The 22,072-nt window shown below is 68.2% G+C and carries 18 protein-coding genes and 1 tRNA gene; 12 read left to right on the top strand and 7 right to left on the bottom strand.

Annotated elements, in window-relative coordinates:
• Nucleotides 1-21: 21 nt before the first annotated feature.
• The 3 genes from pgfA to G412_RS0121885 form a co-directional block, all read right to left on the bottom strand.
• Nucleotides 22-1,017, bottom strand: coding sequence for a cell envelope lipid trafficking protein PgfA (gene pgfA / locus G412_RS0121875; protein ID WP_028813947.1), 996 nt, complete (start codon nt 1,015-1,017; stop codon nt 22-24).
• Nucleotides 1,018-1,030: 13 nt separating this feature from the next.
• Nucleotides 1,031-1,168 carry an SPW_0924 family protein gene (locus tag G412_RS39255; protein WP_106964148.1) on the bottom strand — a complete coding sequence of 46 codons (138 nt, stop codon included), beginning with the start codon at nt 1,166-1,168 and terminating at the stop codon, nt 1,031-1,033.
• A gap of 158 nt (nt 1,169-1,326) precedes the next feature.
• The gene (locus G412_RS0121885; RefSeq protein ID WP_028813948.1) at nt 1,327-3,162 is read right to left on the bottom strand and encodes a lytic transglycosylase domain-containing protein; all 1,836 of its coding nucleotides are present in this window, start codon (nt 3,160-3,162) and stop codon (nt 1,327-1,329) included.
• Between the two features lie 188 nt (nt 3,163-3,350).
• Between G412_RS0121885 and G412_RS0121890 the strand changes: the two genes are divergently transcribed.
• Nucleotides 3,351-4,247, top strand: coding sequence for a DUF4184 family protein (locus tag G412_RS0121890; RefSeq protein ID WP_028813949.1), 897 nt, complete (start codon nt 3,351-3,353; stop codon nt 4,245-4,247).
• A 90-nt stretch (nt 4,248-4,337) separates the two neighbouring features.
• On the opposite strand, the gene polA is transcribed toward G412_RS0121890, so the two are convergent.
• Nucleotides 4,338-6,998 (bottom strand): DNA polymerase I, encoded by a 2,661-nt coding sequence (polA, locus tag G412_RS0121895; RefSeq protein ID WP_051338542.1) that lies wholly within the window; start codon nt 6,996-6,998, stop codon nt 4,338-4,340.
• Between the two features lie 170 nt (nt 6,999-7,168).
• On the opposite strand from polA, the gene G412_RS0121900 reads away from it, so the two are divergent.
• From G412_RS0121900 to G412_RS0121940, 9 genes are all read left to right on the top strand, one after another.
• A complete protein-coding gene (locus G412_RS0121900; protein ID WP_028813951.1) occupies nt 7,169-9,448 on the top strand; it encodes an FdhF/YdeP family oxidoreductase in 2,280 nt (759 codons plus the stop codon).
• Nucleotides 9,449-9,498: 50 nt separating this feature from the next.
• The gene (locus tag G412_RS0121905) at nt 9,499-9,969 is read left to right on the top strand and encodes a PaaI family thioesterase (protein WP_028813952.1); all 471 of its coding nucleotides are present in this window, start codon (nt 9,499-9,501) and stop codon (nt 9,967-9,969) included.
• Nucleotides 9,970-10,401: 432 nt separating this feature from the next.
• Nucleotides 10,402-11,280 carry a trypsin-like serine protease gene (locus G412_RS0121910; protein WP_028813953.1) on the top strand — a complete coding sequence of 293 codons (879 nt, stop codon included), beginning with the start codon at nt 10,402-10,404 and terminating at the stop codon, nt 11,278-11,280.
• A 53-nt stretch (nt 11,281-11,333) separates the two neighbouring features.
• Complete coding sequence (locus tag G412_RS0121915; RefSeq protein ID WP_028813954.1) at nt 11,334-11,735, top strand: hypothetical protein; 402 nt, start codon at nt 11,334-11,336, stop codon at nt 11,733-11,735.
• Between the two features lie 451 nt (nt 11,736-12,186).
• Nucleotides 12,187-13,419, top strand: coding sequence for a branched-chain amino acid ABC transporter substrate-binding protein (locus G412_RS0121920; RefSeq protein WP_028813955.1), 1,233 nt, complete (start codon nt 12,187-12,189; stop codon nt 13,417-13,419).
• 126 nt (nt 13,420-13,545) lie between these two features.
• The gene (locus G412_RS0121925) at nt 13,546-14,478 is read left to right on the top strand and encodes a branched-chain amino acid ABC transporter permease (RefSeq protein WP_028813956.1); all 933 of its coding nucleotides are present in this window, start codon (nt 13,546-13,548) and stop codon (nt 14,476-14,478) included.
• A gap of 5 nt (nt 14,479-14,483) precedes the next feature.
• A complete protein-coding gene (locus tag G412_RS0121930) occupies nt 14,484-16,220 on the top strand; it encodes a branched-chain amino acid ABC transporter permease (protein WP_028813957.1) in 1,737 nt (578 codons plus the stop codon).
• Between the two features lie 5 nt (nt 16,221-16,225).
• Entirely contained in the window at nt 16,226-17,143 is a 918-nt protein-coding gene (locus G412_RS0121935) for an ABC transporter ATP-binding protein (protein ID WP_106964151.1), read from the top strand.
• Entirely contained in the window at nt 17,140-17,856 is a 717-nt protein-coding gene (locus G412_RS0121940) for an ABC transporter ATP-binding protein (RefSeq protein ID WP_028813959.1), read from the top strand. The genes G412_RS0121935 and G412_RS0121940 overlap by 4 nt, the downstream gene beginning before the upstream one ends.
• Nucleotides 17,857-17,940: 84 nt before the next feature.
• Here G412_RS0121940 and G412_RS0121945 read toward each other — a convergent pair whose 3' ends face one another.
• Nucleotides 17,941-18,597 carry an ANTAR domain-containing response regulator gene (locus G412_RS0121945; protein ID WP_028813960.1) on the bottom strand — a complete coding sequence of 219 codons (657 nt, stop codon included), beginning with the start codon at nt 18,595-18,597 and terminating at the stop codon, nt 17,941-17,943.
• A 99-nt stretch (nt 18,598-18,696) separates the two neighbouring features.
• On the opposite strand from G412_RS0121945, the gene G412_RS0121950 reads away from it, so the two are divergent.
• Nucleotides 18,697-18,771, top strand: a tRNA-Leu gene (locus G412_RS0121950).
• Between the two features lie 110 nt (nt 18,772-18,881).
• A complete protein-coding gene (locus G412_RS0121955) occupies nt 18,882-19,664 on the top strand; it encodes a helix-turn-helix domain containing protein (RefSeq protein ID WP_028813961.1) in 783 nt (260 codons plus the stop codon).
• 56 nt (nt 19,665-19,720) lie between these two features.
• Here the strand turns inward: G412_RS0121955 and pyk are convergent, their stop codons facing one another.
• Both pyk and G412_RS35530 read right to left on the bottom strand, forming a co-directional pair.
• The gene (pyk, locus tag G412_RS0121960) at nt 19,721-21,157 is read right to left on the bottom strand and encodes a pyruvate kinase (RefSeq protein WP_028813962.1); all 1,437 of its coding nucleotides are present in this window, start codon (nt 21,155-21,157) and stop codon (nt 19,721-19,723) included.
• A gap of 123 nt (nt 21,158-21,280) precedes the next feature.
• Nucleotides 21,281-21,991: an SIMPL domain-containing protein gene (locus G412_RS35530; protein ID WP_037649546.1), complete on the bottom strand. Its 711-nt coding sequence runs from the start codon at nt 21,989-21,991 to the stop codon at nt 21,281-21,283.
• Nucleotides 21,992-22,072 lie beyond the last annotated feature (81 nt).

Raw genomic sequence — 22,072 nt, forward strand, 5'->3', positions numbered from 1 at the left:
GACCGGTCATGTGCTGACCGGTCATGTGCCGACCGGTTCCGGCCGCAGAGTGGTGTTTTCGGCCGAGTCCCCCGGTCTGCGATCGCGCGCCTCCAGGTACAGGGCGAGCGCGAAGAGGGAGCCGCCGAGGAGCAGGAAGCCCCAGGGGAGGTACGACGTGAGCATGAGTACGGCGACGCGGTTGGTCCTGACGAGTTCGACGGTGGAGTCGATGTAGTCCTCGCGCATCTTCACGTGACCGGCGAAAGCGGTGACCTTGTCGCGGCCGCCCAGCAGGCTGCCGCCGCGCAGCTCTTCCTGGTGGATCTCCTCGCCGTTCACGGGAGCACCCGTAACGGGGTCCACCCAGAACATCCGCCGGGTGGTGTACCAGCGCGTCGTACCGGTCTGCTGCTCCAGCTTCGTCGCGTCGATCCCCGGCATGGGCATCTTCTTCGGGTACTTGACCTTGGTCCAGGGGATGGTCTGCTCGAAGTAGTAGACGTCCATTCCACGGAACGTCCGCTCGCCTTTGTAGTGGATCGGGGCGGAGGTGCGGGTCTGCGCGTCGAAGTACTCGTAGTCGCGCTTCTCGGTGAGGAAGGGCCACTTGAATTCGATGCCTTCGCGCCGGACCCGGTCGCCGTCGACCATCTCGCCGGTGGCGTGCACCGGGGCCTGGCTGTGGGCGTCGAAGATGTAGCGCTCGGGAATGGCCGAAACCATCTTGCCGTCCGGGCCCTGTACGTACGACAGCGAGTCCCACACGACCACGTCGCGGCCGGCGCTCCGCTCGATCTTCTCTGACTCCTCGACGTTGCCCTTGAGGGTCTGGACGATGGTGACCTTCTCGACCTCCTTCGCCTTCATGGAGCTGTACTCGAGAAGCGTCGCGGGTTTCGCCTCCAGCACCATCTCCTGGTACTGGCCGGCCGGGATCTTGGCGAGACGCGGGAAGGCGTACCAGCGAAGCAGCGGTGCCAGGGCGACGAGGAAGACCGCGAAGGCGAGCAGGACCAGGCTGGCTTTACGGCGCACGGCGCGAGCCCCTCTACTTCTTCGGCCCGGGAACGGTCGTCAGCAGGGGCTTGGGCGAGGTCTCCCCCTGCGGGGCGCCGACGGCCGTGACGGTGAGGACGAGCGCGAGGGCGGCGGCCAGCCCGATGGCGGCGGCGACGAGAGCACGCATGCTCGGTCTCCCGGAATCTGATACTGCGTCAGTCGGATGGGCGGTGGCACCGTAGCAATGGAGCCGCGAGATGAGAACACGTCGTACCGACATGCCGCTGCCCCGTCCGGGACGGCGTCCGGGCGGGGCAGCGGCGGCAGAGCCGAGGAGCGGGAGTCTTACTCGGTGGGTGTGCTGGAGGGAGTCGTCGACGGGTCGGCCGTCGGGTCTGTCGTCGGTGCGGTGGTGGCCGCCGTGACGGTCAGTTCGACGGTGAGGACGACTCCGTCGGCGGTCGTGAGACGCAGCTTGTACGTTCCCGCGTTGCCGTCGGTGAAGATCTCGGGAAGCTTCAAAAGGCCGTTGGCGTCGGTCTTGAGAGCGGTCAGAGTACGGACCGTCTTGCCGTCGGCGTCCTTGAAGTACGGGCCCTTGTCGTTCTCCGCGGGCCGGCCGGCATCGTCCGTGACCATCGTCGCGCTCACTGCGACGCCTGCCGCGGCCTTGCCCTTGTACGTCGCCTTCACCTCGACCGCGTCGGTGAAGGAGCCGCCGGCCTGGGCCTTGAGCTCCTTGTCGGACGTACGGGCCAACGCGTCGGACTGCGGCGCGGGCGCGGGCTTGGCCGCGACACTGGCGGCGAAGTCCACGGCGGGAGCTGTGGTGCCGAGCGCCTTGGCGCGCACCATGAACTTTCCGGGCCGGCCGCCCGCGCTGAGGGTGGGCGCGGTGGCGATGCCGTCGGTACCGGTGGTGACGACGATGCGGGTCTCGGCGCCCGGGAAGCGCGCCGCCGTGTCGCCGATGATCTGGAACTGGACCTTGGCGCGCGCGACCACCTTGCCCGCGGAAGTCTTGGCCCGTACCCGCAGCCGGTCGGTGAACTTCTCGCCCTCGGTGGCGGTCACGCTCGCGCTGCCGACACGCTCCAGGGCGGTGACGGGCGCCGGGGCCGGGGGCTGTGGGGAGGGCGGAGGCGTGGTGGGCGGCTTGGCGCCCGGAGGCGTGGTGCCCGGAGGTGTGGTGGGCGGCTTGACCGGCGGGGTGGCCGGGGGCTTGACGCCGTCGCCGCCCGGCCTTCCGGGTGTGGAGGGGTTGCCGGGCCGGGGGGTCTCCGGGGTCGAGGGCGGGGTCGTAACCGGAGCGTCGGGGCGGCCGTTGCCGCTGCCGCGCCCGTTGCCGTGGCTGTCGGGTTCGCCGCTGCCCGGCAGGAATCCCGTACCGTCAGGCACTTCGTGGTTGCCGCGCCGGTAGTAGTCGAACCACGACATGACCGTACGCAGGTACTCCCGCGAACGGTTGTAGCCGAGGATCGCCTGGTCGAGATCGCCCTGCGCCGAAAGGTCACGGTCGTGGGCGCAGAGGTAGCGGCCGGCGGCGAGCGCCGCGTCGTAGATGTTGTTCGGGTTCTTCCGGCCGTCGGCGTTGCCGTCCTGGCCCCAGACCGCCCAGGTGGACGGGATGAACTGCATCGGGCCGACCGCGCGGTCGTGCGTCGTGTCGCCGTCGTACGCACCGTTGTCGGTGTCGGAGATGTTGGCGAAGCCGACGCCGTTGAGCTGCGGGCCGAGGATCGGTGTCAGCGTCGTGCCGTTGGCGTCGACACGGCCGCCGCGCGCCTGGCCCGACTCGACCTTGCCGATGGCGGCGAGCAGTTGCCACGGGAGGCGGCAGCCGGGTTTGGTCTCCCTGATGGTCTCTTCCGCCCGCTTGTACGCGTCCAGGACGGTGGCGGGTATGCCGGCTTCGGCCGGGCCGGCCACCACGGGGAGGTCGATCGAAGTGCCCGGCTTGTTCGGTTTGTTCGGCGTGTTCAGGGGTGGAAGGTCCGTGAAGTACGGCGAGTTGCCCGTCACCGGCGTACCGGGCGGCTCGGTCGCCTCGCCGGCTCTCTCGCCGGCTGGCACCGAAGTGCTGCCCGGCGCCTGAGAGGCGGAGAGCGCTGCCACTACGAGCGCTGCCACCGTGGTGGCTGTCGCCCCCTTGCGCAGCCTGCGACCGAATTGCGCTGCCATACGTCTGGCCCCTCCCGTCAACGGCTGTTCGCGCTCCCCAGCGCGAAGACTCAGGCGACACTACGACAATTCGCAGTGCCGGGACACCGGCGGCTGTCGCCTTATTGCCGCTTGTTCACTGAAATTCAACTCGGAACCATGGGCGGCATACTGATCGTCATTGATCGAAAGAGGACCAAGGGGGACCTTTGCCGTTCACACTCAGCCATGCGGCGGCGGTACTGTCAGGCATTCGACGAGACGGTACCGCGCGCGGACCGCTGCTCGCATCGGCCCTCGTCGCAGGGTCGTTCGCGCCTGACATGACCTACTTCGCGGCCACCGCCGTTCCGGCCGCGATGGCCTTCGGGGACGTCACCCACTCCCTGCCGGGTCTCGTCACCGTCGACGTACTGATCACGGCGGCGCTCGTCGGCCTGTGGCTGCTGATGCGCGAACCTCTGCTCGCCCTGGTGCCGCGGCGCCGGCAGGCCCGCTTCCACGGCTTCGTACGCGGCGAGGACTGGACCGGTATCCAACTCCCCGCACTGGCCTGGCGGTTCTTCCTCTCGGCCGCCATCGGCAGCTGCACGCACGTCTTCTGGGACAGCTTCACGCATCTCGACCGGTGGGGCATGAAGGTCTTCCCGGTCCTCGGCGAGATCGTCGCTGGCTTCCCGATGTACATGTACGCGCAGTACGGCGGCTCGGCGGTGGCCCTCGTGGTGATCGTGTGGTTCACGGTCTCGGCACTGCGGCGCCACCCGGACGGGCCCCCTCCCGGCTCCGTACCGCTGCTGGACGTGCGCGGGCGGTGGGCGGCCTGGGGGCTGCTCGCACTGTGCGTGCTGGCCGGCGTCGTACACCGGTGCGTGCGCTGGTACGCCGCGCAGACCGTGCGGCTGACACCGCTCGACTTCGTCCCGACAGCGTGCTTCGGCGCAGGCGCGGGGCTCGCCGTGGGGCTCGTCCTGTACGCCGTGGTGGTGCGGCTGTGGCTGCGCGGCAGCCCGCGGGAGCCTGCCGCCACAGACGCCGGCCCTCAGTCACCGGACAGGCACGCATCACCTGTCCCGGCCGGAAACGCCGGCCGGCCCGGCGACTGAGGGCACTCCCCCACTCCGCAAGGAGGCAGGGACGCGTCTCCGTTACACGTCTCAGTTACGCGTCTCAGTTACACGTATCCGTTACGCGTATCAGTGCGCGGCGGACTCCCAGTCGGTTCCCACACCCACCGACACATCGAGCGGGGCGCGCAGGCTGACGGCGCCGGCCATCTCGCGGCGGACGATCTCCTCCACCCGCTCGCGCTCCCCCGGGGCCAGCTCCAGGACGATTTCGTCGTGGACCTGGAGCAGCATCCGGGTGTTCAGGCCCGCCTCCGTCAGCGCCCGGTCGACGTTCAGCATGGCGACCTTCACGATGTCGGCGGCCGTGCCCTGGATCGGGGCGTTCAGCGCCATCCGCTCGGCCGCCTCACGGCGCTGGCGGTTGTCGCTGTTGAGGTCCGGCAGGTAGCGGCGGCGGCCGAGCATCGTCGCCGTGTACCCGGTGGCCCGCGCCTCGTCGACGGCACGCCGCAGGTAGTCGCGCACCCCGCCGAACCGCTCGAAGTACGTGTCCATCAGGGCCCGCGCCTCGCCCGCCTCGATGTTGAGCTGCTGCGACAGGCCGAAGGCGGACAGGCCGTAGGCCAGGCCGTACGACATGGCCTTGATCTTGCGCCGCATCTCCGCGTCGACCGCGGACCGCTCCACGCCGAACACCTGGGAGGCGACGGTGGTGTGCAGGTCCTCGCCGGAGGTGAACGCCTCGATCAGGCCCTCGTCCTCCGACAGGTGCGCCATTACCCGCAGCTCGATCTGGCTGTAGTCGGCGGTCATCAGCGACTCGAAGCCCTCGCCGACGACGAATCCGCGACGGATGGCACGGCCCTCGTCCGTGCGCACCGGCACGTTCTGCAGGTTCGGTTCGGTGGAGGACAGGCGTCCGGTCGCCGCGACCGTCTGGCTGAACGTGGTGTGGATCCGGCCGTCACCGGCGATCGTCTTGATCAGACCCTCGACCGTGGACCGCAGCCGGGCCTGCTCACGGTGACGCAGCATGATCACCGGCAGTTCGTGCTCGGTCTGCGCGGCCAGCCAGGCCAGTGCGTCCGCGTCCGTGGTGTAACCGGTCTTGGTCTTCTTCGTCTTGGGGAGGTTCAGCTCACCGAAGAAGACCTCCTGGAGCTGCTTGGGCGAGCCGAGATTGAACTCGTGGCCCACCGACGCGTGCGCCTCCTTGACCGCCTGCTGCACCGCGCCGGCGAACTGCTGCTCCATCGCCTCCAGATGGGCGCGGTCGGCCGAGATGCCGTACCGCTCCATCCGGGCCAGCAGCAGCGACGTGGGCAGCTCCACCTCGTGCAGCAGCTCGGTCGCGCCGACCTCCTTCAGCTTCACGGCGAACGCGTCGCCCAGGTCGAGGACCGCGCGGGCCTGCGCCATCAGGGCGTCGGCCTCGGCCTGCTCGTCCTCCTCCGAGCCGAAGGACAGCTGGCCGTCGGCGGCGGCCGGGGCCAGCTCACGGTGGAGGTACTCGACGGACAGGGCGTCCAGGGCGAAGGACCGGCGGCCGGGCTTGACCAGATAGGCGGCGAGCGCCGTGTCCATCGTGATGCCCTCGATGTGCCAGCCGTGCTCGGGGAAGACCCGCAGCGCGTCCTTGGCGTTGTGCATGACCTTCGGCCGGGCCGGGTCCGCGAGCCAGGCGGCGAAGGCCCGCTCGTCCGACTCGTCCAGCTCGGTCGTGTCGAACCAGGCCGCCTTGCCGTCGGCGGCCGCCAGCGCGACCTCGCTGACATTGCCGACGCCCAGGGCCCAGGTCGCGACGGTCGCCACGCCGAGCGGCTGCCCGCCGTGCTGCTCGAGCCAGGTGGCCAGCCCGCCGGCGCGCAGCACCGTGCCGTCGAGCTGAACACCGGCGTCCGGGGCCGGTGCCTCTTCCTCCTGGGCGCCCGGGTCGACAGCGAGCAGCCGCTCCCGCAGGCTCGGGTTACGGATCTCCAGGACCTCCAAGAACCCCTTCAGCGCGGACCGGTCGTACGGCACGCGCTCCAGGTCCGCCACGGCCTTGGGCAGCTCCACGTCACGCACCAGCTCGGTCAGGTGCCGGTTGAGCTTGACCGACTCCAGGTGGTCGCGCAGGGCCTGCCCGACCTTGCCCTTGACCTCGTCGGCACGCTCGACCAGCTCGGCGAACGAACCGAACTGGTTGATCCACTTCGTGGCGGTCTTCTCGCCGACGCCGGGGATGCCCGGCAGGTTGTCCGACGGGTCGCCGCGCAGGGCGGCGAAGTCCGGGTACTGCGACGGGGTCAGCCCGTACTTCTCCTGCACCTTCTCCGGCGTGAACCGGGTCAGCTCGGAGACACCCTTGGTCGGATAAAGCACGGTCACATGGTCGGAGACCAGCTGGAACGAGTCCCGGTCGCCGGTGACGATCAGCACGTCGAAGCCGGCGGCCTCCGCCTGGGTGGCGAGCGTGGCGATGATGTCGTCGGCCTCGAAGCCGTCCACCGCGAACCGCTGCGCGTTCATGGTGTCCAGCAGCTCGCCGATCAGCTCGACCTGCCCCTTGAACTCGTCGGGGGTCGTCGAGCGGTTTGCCTTGTACTCCGGGAAGTCGGCCGAGCGCCACGTCTTGCGCGACACGTCGAAGGCCACCGCGAAGTGCGTGGGCGCCTCGTCGCGCAGCGTGTTCGCCAGCATCGACGCGAAGCCGTAGATGGCGTTCGTCGGCTGGCCGCTCGCGGTGGTGAAATTCTCCGCGGGCAGCGCGAAGAACGCTCGGTACGCCAGGGAGTGCCCGTCCATGAGGAGCAGGCGGGGACGGTTGTCTGCGGTCTTCTTCGATGCTGTCTCTGACACGCCCACGATCCTAGGCCGCACCACTGACAATCGGGGCCCGCGGCCTCTCACTGTCAGCGCAGCGTGACAGGATCGGAGACGTACGTAACAGAACCGCACGCTCAAAGGGGAGCGCCATGGCTGCCAAGCCGCCCGCAGGTGACCCGGTCCAGGACGCGCCGCAGGTCGCGGCCCCCCAGCACGCCGCGGCAGGGCTCCCCGCCATCGGACACACGCTGAAGATGGCCCAGCAGCAGATGGGCGTGCGCCGCACCGCGCAGACCCTCCTCAAGGTCAACCAGAAGGACGGCTTCGACTGCCCCGGCTGCGCCTGGCCCGAGGAGGACAAGCGGCACAAGGCGGAGTTCTGCGAGAACGGCGCGAAGGCCGTCGCCGAAGAGGCGACACTGCGCCGTGTCACCCCCGACTTCTTCGCCGCCCATCCCGTCGCCGACCTCGCCACGCGCAGCGGGTACTGGCTGGGCCAGCAAGGACGCATCACACAGCCGGTGTATCTGGCGGAGGGCGCCGACCGGTACGACGCGGTGACCTGGGAGCGGGCCTTCGAGATCATCGCGGAGGAGCTCAAGGCACTCGGCTCCCCCGACGAGGCCGTCTTCTACACCTCGGGCCGCACCAGCAACGAAGCGGCGTTCCTGCTCCAGCTCTTCGCCCGCGAGTTCGGCACCAACAACCTGCCGGACTGCTCCAACATGTGCCACGAGTCGTCGGGCTCTGCCCTGGTGGAGACCATCGGCATCGGCAAGGGCAGCGTCTCTCTCGAAGACCTGCACCAGGCCGACCTGATCATCGTCGCCGGCCAGAACCCGGGCACCAACCACCCGCGGATGCTCACCGCCCTGGAGAAGGCCAAGGCCGCCGGCGCGAAGATCATCTCGGTGAATCCGCTGCCCGAAGCCGGACTCGAACGCTTCAAGAACCCGCAGACCCCCCAGGGCATGATCAAGGGCGCCGCCCTCACCGACCTCTTCCTCCAAATCCGCCTCGGCGGCGACCAGGCCCTGTTCCGGCTGCTCAACAAGCTGATCATCGAAGCGGACGGCGCCGTCGACGAAGAGTTCGTACGCGAACACACCCACGGATACGAGGAGTTCGCGGCCACCGCGCACGCCGCCGACTGGGACGAGACCCTCACCGCCACCGGCCTGGAGCGCGCGAAGATCGAGCAGGCCCTCGCCATGGTCCTCACCTCCCGGCGCACCATCGTGTGCTGGGCCATGGGCCTGACCCAGCACAAGCACGCCGTGCCGACCATCCGCGAAGTCGTCAACTTCCTGCTGCTGCGCGGCAACATCGGCCGCCCCGGCGCCGGAGTGTGCCCCGTGCGCGGCCACTCCAACGTGCAGGGCGACCGCACCATGGGCATCTTCGAACGCCCCGCCCCCGCCTTCCTCGACGCCCTCGACAAGGAATTCGGAATCACCTCACCCCGCCACCACGGATTCGACGTCGTACGGTCCATCCAGGCCCTGCGCGACGGCGAGGCGAAAGTCTTCTTCGCCATGGGCGGCAACTTCGTCGGCGCGACCCCCGACACCGACGTGACCGAAGCCGCGATGCGCCGGGCCCGCCTGACCGTCCACGTGTCGACGAAGCTCAACCGCTCGCACGCCGTCACCGGCGCCCGCGCGCTGATCCTGCCCACCCTCGGACGTACCGACAAGGACGTACAGGCGGCAGGGAAGCAGTTCGTCACCGTCGAGGACTCCATGGGCATGGTGCACGCCTCGCGCGGCAACCTCGCCCCCGCGAGCCCCCACCTGCTGTCCGAGCCGGCCATCGTCGCCCGCCTGGCGCGGGCCGTCCTCGGCCCCGCTTCCGCCACGCCGTGGGAGGACTTCGAGAAGGACTACGGCACGATCCGCGACCGGATCTCCCGCGTCGTTCCCGGCTTCGAGGACTTCAACGCACGCGTAGCCCGTCCCGGCGGCTTCACCCTGCCGCACGGCCCGCGCGACGAACGCCGCTTCACCACCCCCACCGGCAAGGCCAACTTCACCGCCGCGCCCGTCGAGTACCCCAAGCTCCCCGACGGCCGGCTGCTCCTTCAGACGCTGCGCTCGCACGACCAGTACAACACCACGATCTACGGACTCGACGACCGTTACCGGGGCATCAAGGGCGGCCGTCGCGTCGTCCTCGTCAACCCGGACGACGCCCGCGAGCTGGGCCTCGCCGACGGGACGTACACCGATCTCGTCAGTGAGTGGAAGGACGGCGTCGAGCGGCGCGCCCCCGGCTTCCGCGTCGTGCACTACCCCACCGCGCGCGGCTGCGCCGCCGCCTACTACCCCGAAACCAACGTGCTGGTGCCGCTCGACGCCACCGCGGACACCAGTAACACCCCCGCCAGCAAGTCCGTCATCGTACGTCTGGAACAATCACGCACCGCCTAAGCGTTCGCTTAAGGACGATGGACGCCGTACGACGATCGGAGCCGGGCCCCATGGGCGAGCAGACCGCAGCTGTGAAGTTCCCGCAAGAGGTCATCGATGAGTACGCCGAGCTGGGCGTCGACCTGCCCGCCCTGTTCTCCGCCGGAGACCTCGGCACCCGCATGGGCGTACAGATCGTCGAGGCCTCCGCGGAGCGCGTCGTCGGCACCATGCCCGTCGAGGGCAACACCCAGCCGTACGGCCTGCTGCACGGCGGCGCCTCCGCCGTACTCGCCGAGACGCTCGGCTCCATCGGCTCGATGCTGCACGGCGGCGCCTCCAAGATCGCCGTCGGCGTGGACCTCAACTGCACGCACCACAGGGGCGCCCGCAGTGGCCTGGTGACCGGTGTGGCCACCCCCGTCCACCGCGGACGCTCCACCGCGACGTACGAGATCGTCATCACCGACGACCAGGACAAGCGGGTCTGCACGGCCCGCCTGACATGCCTGCTGCGCGACGCGGACGGCAGCAAGGGCTAAGCGCGTACGGCCGGGAGATCAACTGATCGCGGAGCGCCCGGCAGCGTCACACCGCTGACCCCGGCCAACGATCTTCGGGGCGGGGTCAGCGGCGGGGTGCGGCGGCGGGCTCGCGGTGCTTCCGCCCGCGCGCGAAGCGCCGCGAGCGGGGACACGGCCAACACCGTCACGCCCTTCCGCCGCGCCGTACCGCGCGTACGTACACCGGTGGCTCTCGCCATCACGGCCGCCTCCAAGGGGCCGGCGGCTGACCATCCCGCGAAGAGCGCGCACACTCCGCCGCGACCACCCCCTCTGCGTCAGACCTCAACGCCCTTGCCCGCCACCCCCCTTGTCCCACCACCGGCACAACCGGTTCACTGTCCCCCACCCCCACAGGAGAGCGCCGCCGGTCCCATCCCACACTTCGCACGTCACACCCAAGGGGTTCTCTTGACCGCAGTACGCATACGCCTCACCGCCGTCACCGCCGGAGCCTGCGCACTCGTCCTGGCGGCGGCCCTGCCGTCCTCCGCGATCAACTCCTACAACGCCACGCCCGCACCCGAGCGCACCGAAGTCGGAGCCCTCGTCGCGACGTGGGACAACGACGCGAACCCCACCACGCCCGACCGCGTCGACTGGGTCTGTTCCGGCACCATGATCGACGCGGATACGTTCCTGACCGCCGCGCACTGCACCACCGACTGGCCCGACAACGTGAGGTTCTACGTCTCCCTCGACCAGGACGTGCAGGCCGGCCTCGACAAGGCCGCGGCCCAGCACCCCGGCAACCCGGCGGCCGTCGCCGAAGCGGTCGCCGTCCAGGGCACCGCCCACAACCACCCCGCCTATCCGGGCCCCGCCTCCGACACCCACGACATCTCCGTCGTCGAAGTGCCGGCAGCCGGGCTCAAGGCGAGGTGGTCCTTCACGCCCGCCGCTCTCCCCCTTGCCGGCGCCCTGAACGCCCTCGGCCCCCAGGGCCTCGACGACACCTCCTTCACCGTCGCCGGGTACGGCACCCAGGAAGCCCGGCGCGGGCCCGGCGGCCACACCCACCCCGGCGGCGGCGTACGCATGAAGGCCCCCGTCACATACAACGCACTCAACGACGCCTGGCTGCGGCTCTCCATGACCGCACCCCAGGGCAACGGCGGTGCCTGCTACGGCGATTCGGGCGGACCCAACTTCGCCACCCTCGCCGGCAAGCGCACCCTGGTCGCCACCACGATCACCGGCGACACCCCCTGCTACGCCACGAACGTCACCTACCGGCTGGACACGCCGGGCGCCCGCGCGTTCCTCTCCCCGTACACAAAACTGCCGTAAGGGCGACGCTCTGCCGGTTGTGTCACACATCGTGACTGACCTAGCGTCTCCTCATGGGGACCGGACCGCACACGCATGCCGGATACGCCTTCTGCGCACTCCTGGCCGCACTGGTTGTCGCGGGCTGTACGGAGCCTCCTCATGCCTCCCGGCCCGCGACATCGGGCCCCGCTCCGCAGAGTCCCTCGCCCGAGGAGACCTGCACAAAACTCGTCTCTTACTGGGCGAAAGAGACACTCAAGGGCAGCAAATGGTCAGGCCTCGACTGGGAGCAAAAGGGGCTGTCCAACGAGCAGTACGCCCTGCACGAAGAGATCATCGCCGCAGGTCGCGCCGAGGTGAAGCGCCACGGGCGCGCTGCGGGTCTCAGGCTGGTCGACCGCCTGGCCCGGCAGCAATGCACCGCCCGCAACGGCGCCACCGGCAGCTCGGAGAACTGGCGTCCGCCGGGGTGACAGGCCGCGCAGCCGCGACGTAACGCGCGGCGCTAAGCGACTCCCCCTGAGGTAACACTCCGTAACAAGGATGCGATCACGCATTCGGCCGCCGCTCACATCACCCGCGCCGGTACTCCGGCCAGTGCCCTTTCAGCCACGCAGGCGCCGCCGACACCAAGATCACCCCAAGCGCCGTAGCGGAACTGGGGGTTCTCAGCATGTGGGACTTTCCGGCGGTGAAGGTATCGACGGATGTGTCCACACTGCCCTACCCAGCGTTGGCCTTGGCATAACAAGAGAGTCACATCCTGACTTCACACCTCCACGACCCCTCCACCTCCGCCTAGAGTCACGGCCAGTCACCGCGCCGCCGGGCGCGTCTGCTGCACGGCCCCTGTATCGACCAGAACGGCCCGGCGATCGTCACGGCACCTCAGCAGAGGAGGCCGCGCCAGGGAAAGGACCTTTCGTGCGACACCGTTCTTTGCTCATACTCACCACAGCGCTCACGACCGGAGCACTGACTCTCACGGCTTGTGGGTCGCGCGACGACAACAAGGGCGAGGGTGACAGCAGCAAGAAAACCACCGTCGTCATCGGTGTCGACGCCCCGCTGACCGGCTCCCTCTCCGCGCTCGGCCAGGGCATCAAGAACTCCGTGGACCTCGCGGCCAAGACCGCGAACAAGAACAACGAAGTCCCCGGCATCGAGTTCAAGATCGAAGCCCTCGACGACCAGGCTGTCCCCGCCTCCGGCCAGGCCAACGCCGCCAAGCTCGTCGGCAACAAGGACGTCATCGGAGCCGTCGGCCCGCTGAACTCCGGCGTCGCCCAGTCCATGCAGGGCGTCTTCGACAAAGCCGGTGTGGTCCAGGTCTCCCCGGCCAACACCAACCCGGCACTCAGCCAGGGTGACAACTGGGGCAAGGGCGAGCTGAAGCGTCCGTTCAAGACGTACTTCCGCACCGCCGCCACGGACGTCGTCCAGGGCAAGTTCGCCGCGCAGTACCTCTACAACGACGCGAAGAAGCGCAAGGTCTACGTCGTCGACGACAAGCAGACCTACGGCGCCGGCCTCGCCGCGATCTTCTCCGCCGAGTTCAAGCGGCTCGGCGGCAAGATCGCCGGCACCGACCACGTCACGGTGAAGGAGACCGACTTCTCCAGCACCGCCGACAAGGTCAAGTCGTCGAAGGCCGACTCCGTCTACTTCGGTGGCCAGTACCCCGAGGGCGGCCTGCTCTCCGACCAGATCAAGAAGACCGGCGCCAAGATCCCCACCATGGGCGGCGACGGCATCTACGACCCGGCCTTCATCAGCGCCTCCGGCGTGGCGAACGACGGTGACCTCGCCACCTCGATCGGCTACCCGGTCGAGAAGCTCGCGACGGCCAAGACGTTCATCGCCGACTACAAGGCGGCCGGATACAAGGACCCGTACGCGGCATACGGCGGCTACTCCTACGACGCCGGCTGGGCCATCATCCAGGCCGTCAAGTCCGTCGTCGCCGCCAACGACGGCAAGCTCCCCGCCGACGCCCGCGCCAAGGTCGTCGAGGCTATGTCCAAGGTCTCCTTCGACGGTGTGACCGGCAAGGTCGCCTTCGACAAGTACGGCGACACGACGAACAAGCAGCTCACCGTCTACAAGGTCGAAGGCAAGGTCTGGAAGGACGTCAAGTCCGACACCTTCAAGGACTGACGCACCACCGCCCCACCGCACCACCTGAACGCCCGCGCCACCCGCCCCACTTGAAAACAACCGCGCGAGGGCGCAACAGCGCCCTCGCGCGGAGTCATATCCGACAAGCTCATCGGAGGCCCTGCGGTGCACGAACTGCCGCAACAGCTGGCCAACGGCCTTGCCCTCGGCGCCCTCTATGGCCTCATAGCCATCGGGTACACCATGGTGTACGGCATCGTCCAGCTCATCAACTTCGCCCACGGCGAGATCTTCATGATCGGGGGCTTCGGCGCCCTCACCGCCTACATCGCGCTCCCCAGCGGGACGTCGCTCCTCGTGGCCATTCCCCTCATGATCGTCGGCGGCGCCATCACATCCGTCGCCGTCGCCACCGCCGCCGAACGCTTCGCCTACCGGCCGCTGCGCAACGCCCCCCGGCTGGCCCCGCTCATCACCGCAATCGGCCTCTCGATCGTTCTCCAGCAGCTTGTCTGGGGCCTCTACCCCGACGCGAAGAAGCCGCGCAGCTTCCCCGAGATCCAGGGCGAGTCGTTCAAGATCTTCGACAACCTGTACCTCCAGCGCGCCGACGCCTTCGTCCTCGTCCTCGCCCCCCTGTGCATGCTCGCCCTCGGCCTCTTCGTAGCCAAGAGCCGCAGCGGCCGCGCCATGCAGGCCACCGCCCAGGACCCCGACACAGCGAAGCTCATGGGCATCAACACCGACCGCATCATCGTCATGGCCTTCGCCATCGGTGCCGCGTTCGCAGCCGTCGCAGCCGTCGCATACGGCCTCGACAAGGGCCAGATCAACTTCGAGATGGGCTTCATCCTCGGACTCAAGGCCTTCACCGCAGCCGTCCTCGGCGGCATCGGCAACATCTACGGCGCCATGGTCGGCGGAGTCGTCCTCGGCCTCGCGGAATCCCTGTCAATCGCCTACATCGAAGAGATTCCCGGAATGCAGCAGCTCGGCGGCGGCGCCTGGGCCAACGTCTGGGCATTCGTACTTCTCATCGTCGTGCTCCTCGTCAGGCCACAGGGCCTGCTCGGCGAGCGCGTCGCGGATCGGGCGTGAGAGCCATGACAACCGACACCACGCAGACAGCCGAGACCGCACCGGCCAACCGCAACTCCCGCGCCAACATGTTCCGTTGGCTCACCCTCGCCGGCGGCCTCGCCACCACAGCCAGCACCTTCCTGGCCTGGACCTACACCGACGAGTTCCCCGGCGACCTCACCGTCTACGGATACCCCGGCGGCCTCCAGGTCCTCACCCTCGTCGCAGGCCTCCTCACCACCCTGTACGCCCTCGCCGCACTGGACATCAAGGGCCTGCGCTGGCTCGCGCCCACCGGCACCACCAAAGCGCTGCGACTGCTCGCCCTCGGCGCCCTCGGCACCACCTGGTTCACGGTCATCGCCATCGCCGTCGAACTCGGCGGCATGGTCAACCTCGAACCCGGCGGCTTCGTCGCAGCCGTGGCCTCCGCCATCCCCGTCGCCGCCGCGTTCCAACTGCCCGACGACACCCGCAAGGCCAAGCGCCCCAAGGAACTGCCCTCCTGGGCCGAAATCCTGATCATCGTCGCCGCCTTCGCGATCGGCCTCTTCGTCGTCACCTACGGCATCGACACCGAATACGCCGAACTCTTCACCGGCTACATGATCACCGCCGGGTTCGCCATCGCCGCGCTCTTCAAAGCCGGCCTCATGGCACGCCTCTCGGCGCTCACCACCAAATACCGCTCCATCGCCGTGGCAGCCGCCTTCGTCGCCGCAGCAGCCTTCCCCTTCACCCAGAACACCGACCAGTTCACCCTCATCGCGGTCAACATCCTCATCTTCGCGACCGTCGCACTCGGACTGAACATCGTCGTCGGCCTCGCCGGACTCCTCGACCTCGGATACGTCGCCTTCCTCGGCGTCGGCGCCTACACCGCCGCCCTCGTCTCAGGCACCACCGCATCCGCCTTCGACGTCCAGTTCCCCTTCTGGGCATCCGTCCTCACCGGCGGCGTCGTCTCCCTCATCTTCGGCGTCGTCATCGGAGCCCCCACCCTGCGGCTGCGCGGCGACTACCTCGCCATCGTCACCCTCGGCTTCGGCGAGATCTTCCGCATCACCGTCGGCAACCTCGACGGCGTATCCGGCCCGCAGGTCACCAACGGCCCCAACGGCGTACCCAACGTCCCCGACCTCGTCTTCTTCGGATACGACTTCGGCGAATCCCACACCATCGCCGGCATCGAACTCGGGTCGTACGCCAACTACTACCTGCTCATGCTGCTCGCGATGATCCTCGTCGTCCTCGTCTTCAGCCGCGCCGGCAGCTCCCGCATCGGCCGCGCCTGGGTCGCCATCCGCGAAGACGAGACCGCCGCCACCGCCATGGGCATCAACGGCTTCCGGGTCAAACTCATCGCCTTCGCCCTCGGCGCCACCCTCGCCGGCCTCGCCGGCACCGTCCAGGCACACGTCCAGAGCACCGTGGTCCCCGAAATGTACGTCTTCGCCGGACCCGTACCGCCCAACTCCGCCTTCCTCCTCGCCGCCGTCATCCTCGGCGGCATGGGAACCATCAGCGGACCCCTCATCGGCGCCACGCTGCTCTACATGATCCCCGCCAAGCTGCAGTTCCTCCAGGACTACCAGCTGCTCGGGTTCGGCATCGCGCTGATCCTCCTCATGCGCTTCCGCCCCGAAGGCCTCATCGCCAACCGGCGCGCCCAGCTCGAGTACCACGAGACCGACCAACTCGACGTACCGGACAAGGGCCTGACCGACTCCGGCGTCGGCATCACGAAGGCGGGGGCGTGAACGACATGACGACCACCACCGAGAACACCGTCGAAAACACCACCGAGACCCCCGCGGTCCTCGACGCCAGCGGCGTCACCATGCGCTTCGGCGGCCTCACCGCCGTACGCTCGGTCGACCTCAAGGTGCACGCCGGCGAGATCGTCGGCCTCATCGGCCCCAACGGCGCCGGCAAAACCACCTTCTTCAACTGCCTCACCGGGCTCTACGTCCCCACCGAAGGCAAGGTCTCCTACAAGGGCACCGTCCTGCCGCCCAAGCCCCACCTCGTCACCCAGGCAGGTATCGCCCGCACCTTCCAGAACATCCGGCTCTTCGCCAACATGACCGTCCTGGAAAACGTCCTCGTCGGACGCCACACCAGGACCAAGGAAGGCCTCTGGTCGGCCCTCCTGCGCGGCCCCGGCTTCAAGAAAGCCGAAGCCGCCTCCCACAAGAGGGCCATGGAACTGCTCGAGTTCATCGGCCTCGAACACAAGGCCGACCACCTCGCCCGCAACCTCCCCTACGGCGAACAGCGCAAGCTCGAAATCGCACGCGCCCTCGCCAGCGACCCCGGCCTGCTGCTCCTCGACGAGCCCACCGCCGGCATGAACCCGCAGGAAACCCGCGTCACCGAAGAACTCATCTTCGCCATCCGGGACCAGGGCATCGCCGTACTCGTCATCGAGCACGACATGCGCTTCATCTTCAACCTCTGCGACCGCGTCGCCTGCCTCGTCCAGGGCGAGAAGCTCGTCGAAGGCACACCCTCCGTCGTCCAGGGCGACGAGCGAGTCGTCGCCGCCTACCTCGGCACGCCCTTCGAAGGCGCACCGGGCGCGGAAGAGGCTGCGGAAGTCGAAGCAGCCGAAGAAGCGCAGGGCACCACGAGCAAGACCAGCACCACCAGCACCACCAGCCCGGAAGGGGAAACCCCGTGACCGCTCTCCTCGAGGTCGAGGACCTCCGGGTCGCCTACGGCAAGATCGAAGCCGTCAAGGGCATCTCCTTCAGCGTCGAAGCAGGCCAGGTCGTCACCCTCATCGGCACCAACGGTGCGGGCAAGACCACCACCCTCCGAACACTGTCCGGACTGCTCAAGCCCTCCAGCGGCCGCATCACCTTCGACGGCAAACCGCTCGGCGGAGTCCCCGCACACAAGATCGTGTCCCTCGGGCTGGCCCACTCCCCCGAGGGCCGGCACATCTTCCCCCGCCTCACGATCACGGAGAACCTCCAGCTCGGAGCGTTCCTCCGGACGGACAAAGCGGGCATCGAGAAGGACATCCAGCGCGCCTACGACCTCTTCCCCATCCTGGGAGAACGCCGGAAGCAAGCCGCGGGCACCCTCTCGGGCGGCGAACAGCAGATGCTGGCCATGGGACGCGCACTCATGTCCCAGCCCCAGCTACTGATGCTCGACGAACCGTCGATGGGCCTCTCCCCGATCATGATGCAGAAGATCATGGAGACCATCGTCGAACTCAAGGCACAGGGCACCACCATCCTGCTCGTCGAACAGAACGCCCAGGCCGCACTCTCGCTCGCGGACCAGGCCCACGTCATGGAAGTCGGCACCATCAAGCTCTCCGGCCCCGGCAGCGAACTGCTCCACGACGAGTCCGTCCGCAAGACGTACCTCGGCGAGGACTGAACCACACGAACACAAGGAGAGGCCGCCCCCACGCAGCGCGGGGGCGGCCTCTCCTCTATACGTACATACGTACGCCGTACCGTGCTACTCGCCCTTCGCGGCCTTCTTCTCCTCGGCGTCCTCAATGACCGCCTCCGCCACCTGCTGCATGGACAGGCGACGATCCATCGACGTCTTCTGAATCCACCGGAACGCGGCCGGCTCCGTCAGCCCGTACTGCGTCTGCAGCACCGACTTCGCCCGGTCCACCAGCTTCCGCGTCTCCAGCCGCTGCGTAAGGTCCGCGACCTCGCTCTCCAGCGCCTTCAGCTCCGTGAACCGCGACACCGCCATCTCAATGGCCGGTACGACGTCACTCTTGCTGAACGGCTTCACGAGGTACGCCATCGCACCGGCATCCCGCGCCCGCTCCACCAGATCGCGCTGCGAGAACGCGGTCAGCATGAGGACGGGGGCGATGGACTCCTCCGTGATCTTCTCGGCGGCGGAGATGCCGTCCAGCACGGGCATCTTCACATCGAGGATGACGAGGTCGGGCCGGTGCTCCCGGGCGAGCTCGATGGCCTGCTGCCCGTCACCGGCCTCGCCCACGACCGCGTAGCCCTCTTCCTCGAGCATCTCTTTGAGGTCGAGGCGGATGAGGGCTTCGTCCTCGGCGATGACGACGCGGGTCGTCAGCGGCGGGACGTGCGACTTGTTGTCGTCGTCGGCGACGGGCTGGGGCGACTCGGGGGTGGTCACGGGGCTCCTCGTTCCACGGCAGGTACAGCTCCCCAAGAGCGTACCTAGCTGCGGTAAGGTGGACGCGCAGTGGGTCAAGGGAAACCTTGGATACCGCGAGCCCCGGTAGCCCAATTGGCAGCAGGCAATGGATTCAAAACCCATACAGTGTCGGTTCGAGTCCGACCCGGGGCACTTCTCCTTCGATTCCAAGGTTCACCTACAGTTTGGCGATCTTCACTCGCCCTGGTGAATGCGGTCGTAAATCCGTGCGAGATCACAAGGATCCCGCCAGTCTCGCAATCATGTACGACCTCAGGACGCGTGAGCACGCGCTTACCCTCGTCGCCCAAGGCCGCAGTCTCAACTCCGTGAGCAAGCAGACCGGCATATCCAGGTCCGCCATCCGCGAGTGGCAGATCCGGATCGAGCCGACGCCGCGCATGCTCGGACAAGCCGCACCATGCCCAAGGTGCCTGCCCGTACCCGGCCTTCCAACAGACTCCGCCGCGTACGCCTACCTACTGGGTCTCTACCTCGGCGACGGCTGCATCAGCCCACACCGTCACGGCGGCTACTACCTACGCATTGCGTGCGCAGATGCCTGGCCCAGGCTCATCGACCTGTGCCGCACTGCCATCTCAAGCGTCCGCCCCGAAGACTCCGTCCATGTCCTCCAGCGCCAGGGCTGCGTAGCGGTCACCAGTTACAGCCGCCACTGGCCGTGCCTCTTCCCACAGCACGGTCCTGGAAAGAAGCACGAACGCACGATCTCGCTCCGCTCCTGGCAACAGGCCATTGTGGATGCCCACCCCTGGGATTTCATCCGTGGGCTCATCCACTCCGACGGGTGCCGGATCACCAACTGGACCACCCGTCTCGTCGGCGGCGAGCGGAAGCGCTATGAATACCCGAGGTACTTCTTCACCAACACATCCGTCGACATCCTGCGCCTCTTCACGGACACCCTCGACGCGGTCGGCGTCGAGTGGAAGCCGTCACGGCAGAGCCGCGCCGCGCAAAGCGTCTCGGTCGCCAAACGCGCATCCGTCGCGTTGATGGACGCGCACGTCGGGCCCAAGCACTGACACCGTGCGGGTAGGGCCCCCTGGGGTGTGGGGGCCCGTTGCCCGTGGCGGCAGGGTTACTTCGCGGCTGGGTCGTCCTCGCCGATGTGGTGGACGCGGACGAGGTTCGTGGAGCCCGCGATGCCGGGCGGGGAGCCGGCGGTGATGATCACGACGTCGCCCTTCTGGCAGCGGCCGATGCGCAGGAGGTGTTCGTCGACCTGCGCGACCATCGCGTCGGTGGAGTCGACGTGCGGGCCGAGGAAGGTTTCGACGCCCCAGGTGAGGTTGAGCTGGGAGCGGGTCGCGGGGTCGGGGGTGAAGGCGAGCAGCGGGATGGGTGAGCGGTAGCGGGAGAGGCGTTTGACGGTGTCGCCGGATTGGGTGAAGGCGACGAGGAATTTGGCGTTGAGGAAGTCGCCGATGTCGGCTGCGGCGCGGGCGACGGCTCCGCCTTGGGTGCGGGGTTTGTTGCGTTCGGTGAGGGGTGGCAGGCCTTTGGCGAGGATGTCTTCTTCTGCGGCTTCGACGATGCGGCTCATGGTGCGGACGGTGTCGATGGGGTATTTGCCGACGCTGGTTTCGCCGGAGAGCATGACGGCGTCTGTGCCGTCGATGACGGCGTTGGCGACGTCGGAGGCTTCGGCGCGGGTGGGCCGGGAGTTCTCGATCATCGAGTCGAGCATTTGGGTGGCGACGATGACCGGTTTGGCGTTGCGCTTGGCGAGTTTGATGGCTCGCTTTTGGACGATCGGGACTTGTTCGAGGGGCATTTCGACGCCGAGGTCGCCGCGGGCGACCATGATGCCGTCGAAGGCGGCGACGATGTCGTCGATGTTTTCGACGGCTTGGGGCTTTTCGATTTTCGCGATGACGGGGAGGTGGCGGCCTTCTTCCTTCATGATGCGGTGGACGTCTTGGATGTCGCGTCCGCTGCGTACGAAGGAGAGGGCGATGATGTCGGCGCCGGTGCGCAGGGCCCAGCGGAGGTCGTCGATGTCTTTTTCGGAGAGGGCGGGTACGGAGACGGCGACTCCGGGGAGGTTGAGGCCTTTGTGGTCGGAGACCATGCCTCCTTCGATGACGAGGGTCTGGACGCGGGGTCCGTCGACGCCGGTGACTTCGAGGGTGACTTTGCCGTCGTCGACGAGGATGCGTTCGCCTGTGGTGACGTCGGTGGCGAGGCCTTGGTAGGTGGTGCCGCAGGTATGGCGGTCGCCTTGGACGGGTTCGACGGTGATGGTGAACTCGTCGCCTCGTTCAAGGAGTACGGGTCCTTCGCGGAAGCGTCCGAGGCGGATCTTCGGGCCTTGAAGGTCGGCGAGTACGCCGACGCTGCGGCCTGTTTCGTCGGAGGCTTTGCGTACGCGCTGGTAGCGCTCCTCGTGTTCGGCGTAGGTGCCGTGGCTGAGGTTGAAGCGGGCGATGTCCATTCCGGCTTCGACCAGTGCCTTGATCTGGTCGTATGTGTCGGTGGCGGGCCCCAGGGTGCAAACGATTTTGGCTCGGCGCATAGGTCGAGCCTAGGCCTTACCAGCCAGTAGGAAATTGGCTGTGCGTGACTGTCCAACAACCTTTGCATGAAAGGTTATTGACAAGTGTTGAATTGTGCGCGGGGGTGCTCTGATGAGCGTTGTTCAGAGCTTGGGCGGCGTCATGATGAAGCGGGCGTTCACCAGGGCGTGGAGGGTCTGGCGCTGGGGTTCGAGGTCGAGGGCGGGGGCGTCTTCGGCCATTTCGGAGGTCATGCCCCGGCGTGCGAAGCCGCCGGCGTAGGCGACGGGTACGGGGCGGCCGTCTTCCGCTCCGGGGTCGGCGAGTTCGACGAGGGCGGCGAGGTCGGCGCCGAGGGCCTGGGCGTATTCGCGGGCGCGTTTGACTGCTTCCCGTACGGCTTGGCGGCGTACTTCGCCGTGGGCGGGTGAGTCGGGGCGCATGGCCCACCAGGGGCCGTCGACCTGGGTGAGTTCGAGGTCGGCGAGGCGGGTGGTGAGTTCGCCGAGGGCGGTGAAGTCGGTGAGGGCGGCGGTGATGTGGACGCTTCCGTGGTAGGAGCGGACGCGGTCGCCGCGGCCGTGTCTGGTGAGTTCGGGGCTGATGGAGAAGGCGCCGGTTTCCAGCTTTTCGACGGCGTCGCCGTAGCTCTTGACGAGGTCGAGGGCGAGGGTGTTGCGCCGGGTGAGGTCTTCGAGTGCGGTGCGGCGGTCCGTACCGCGGGCGCTGACGGTGATGCGGATGTGGGCGGTTTCCGGGTCGAATTCGAGGCGTGCTTCGCCCTGGACGGCGAGGCGGGGGGCTTGGGGGGTGCCGTAGGGGGCTGGGGGGCTGACTCGGGGCTCGGGGTTCATCGGTTCGTCGGTCACGCTCTCCACTGTCGCACTCGGGTGTGACAGCGGGCGGTCATCAGATCGAAACGCGGTAGGGGTGTT

Source organism: Streptomyces flavidovirens DSM 40150, assembly GCF_000429085.1.
GTDB classification, from domain to species: domain Bacteria; phylum Actinomycetota; class Actinomycetes; order Streptomycetales; family Streptomycetaceae; genus Streptomyces; species Streptomyces flavidovirens.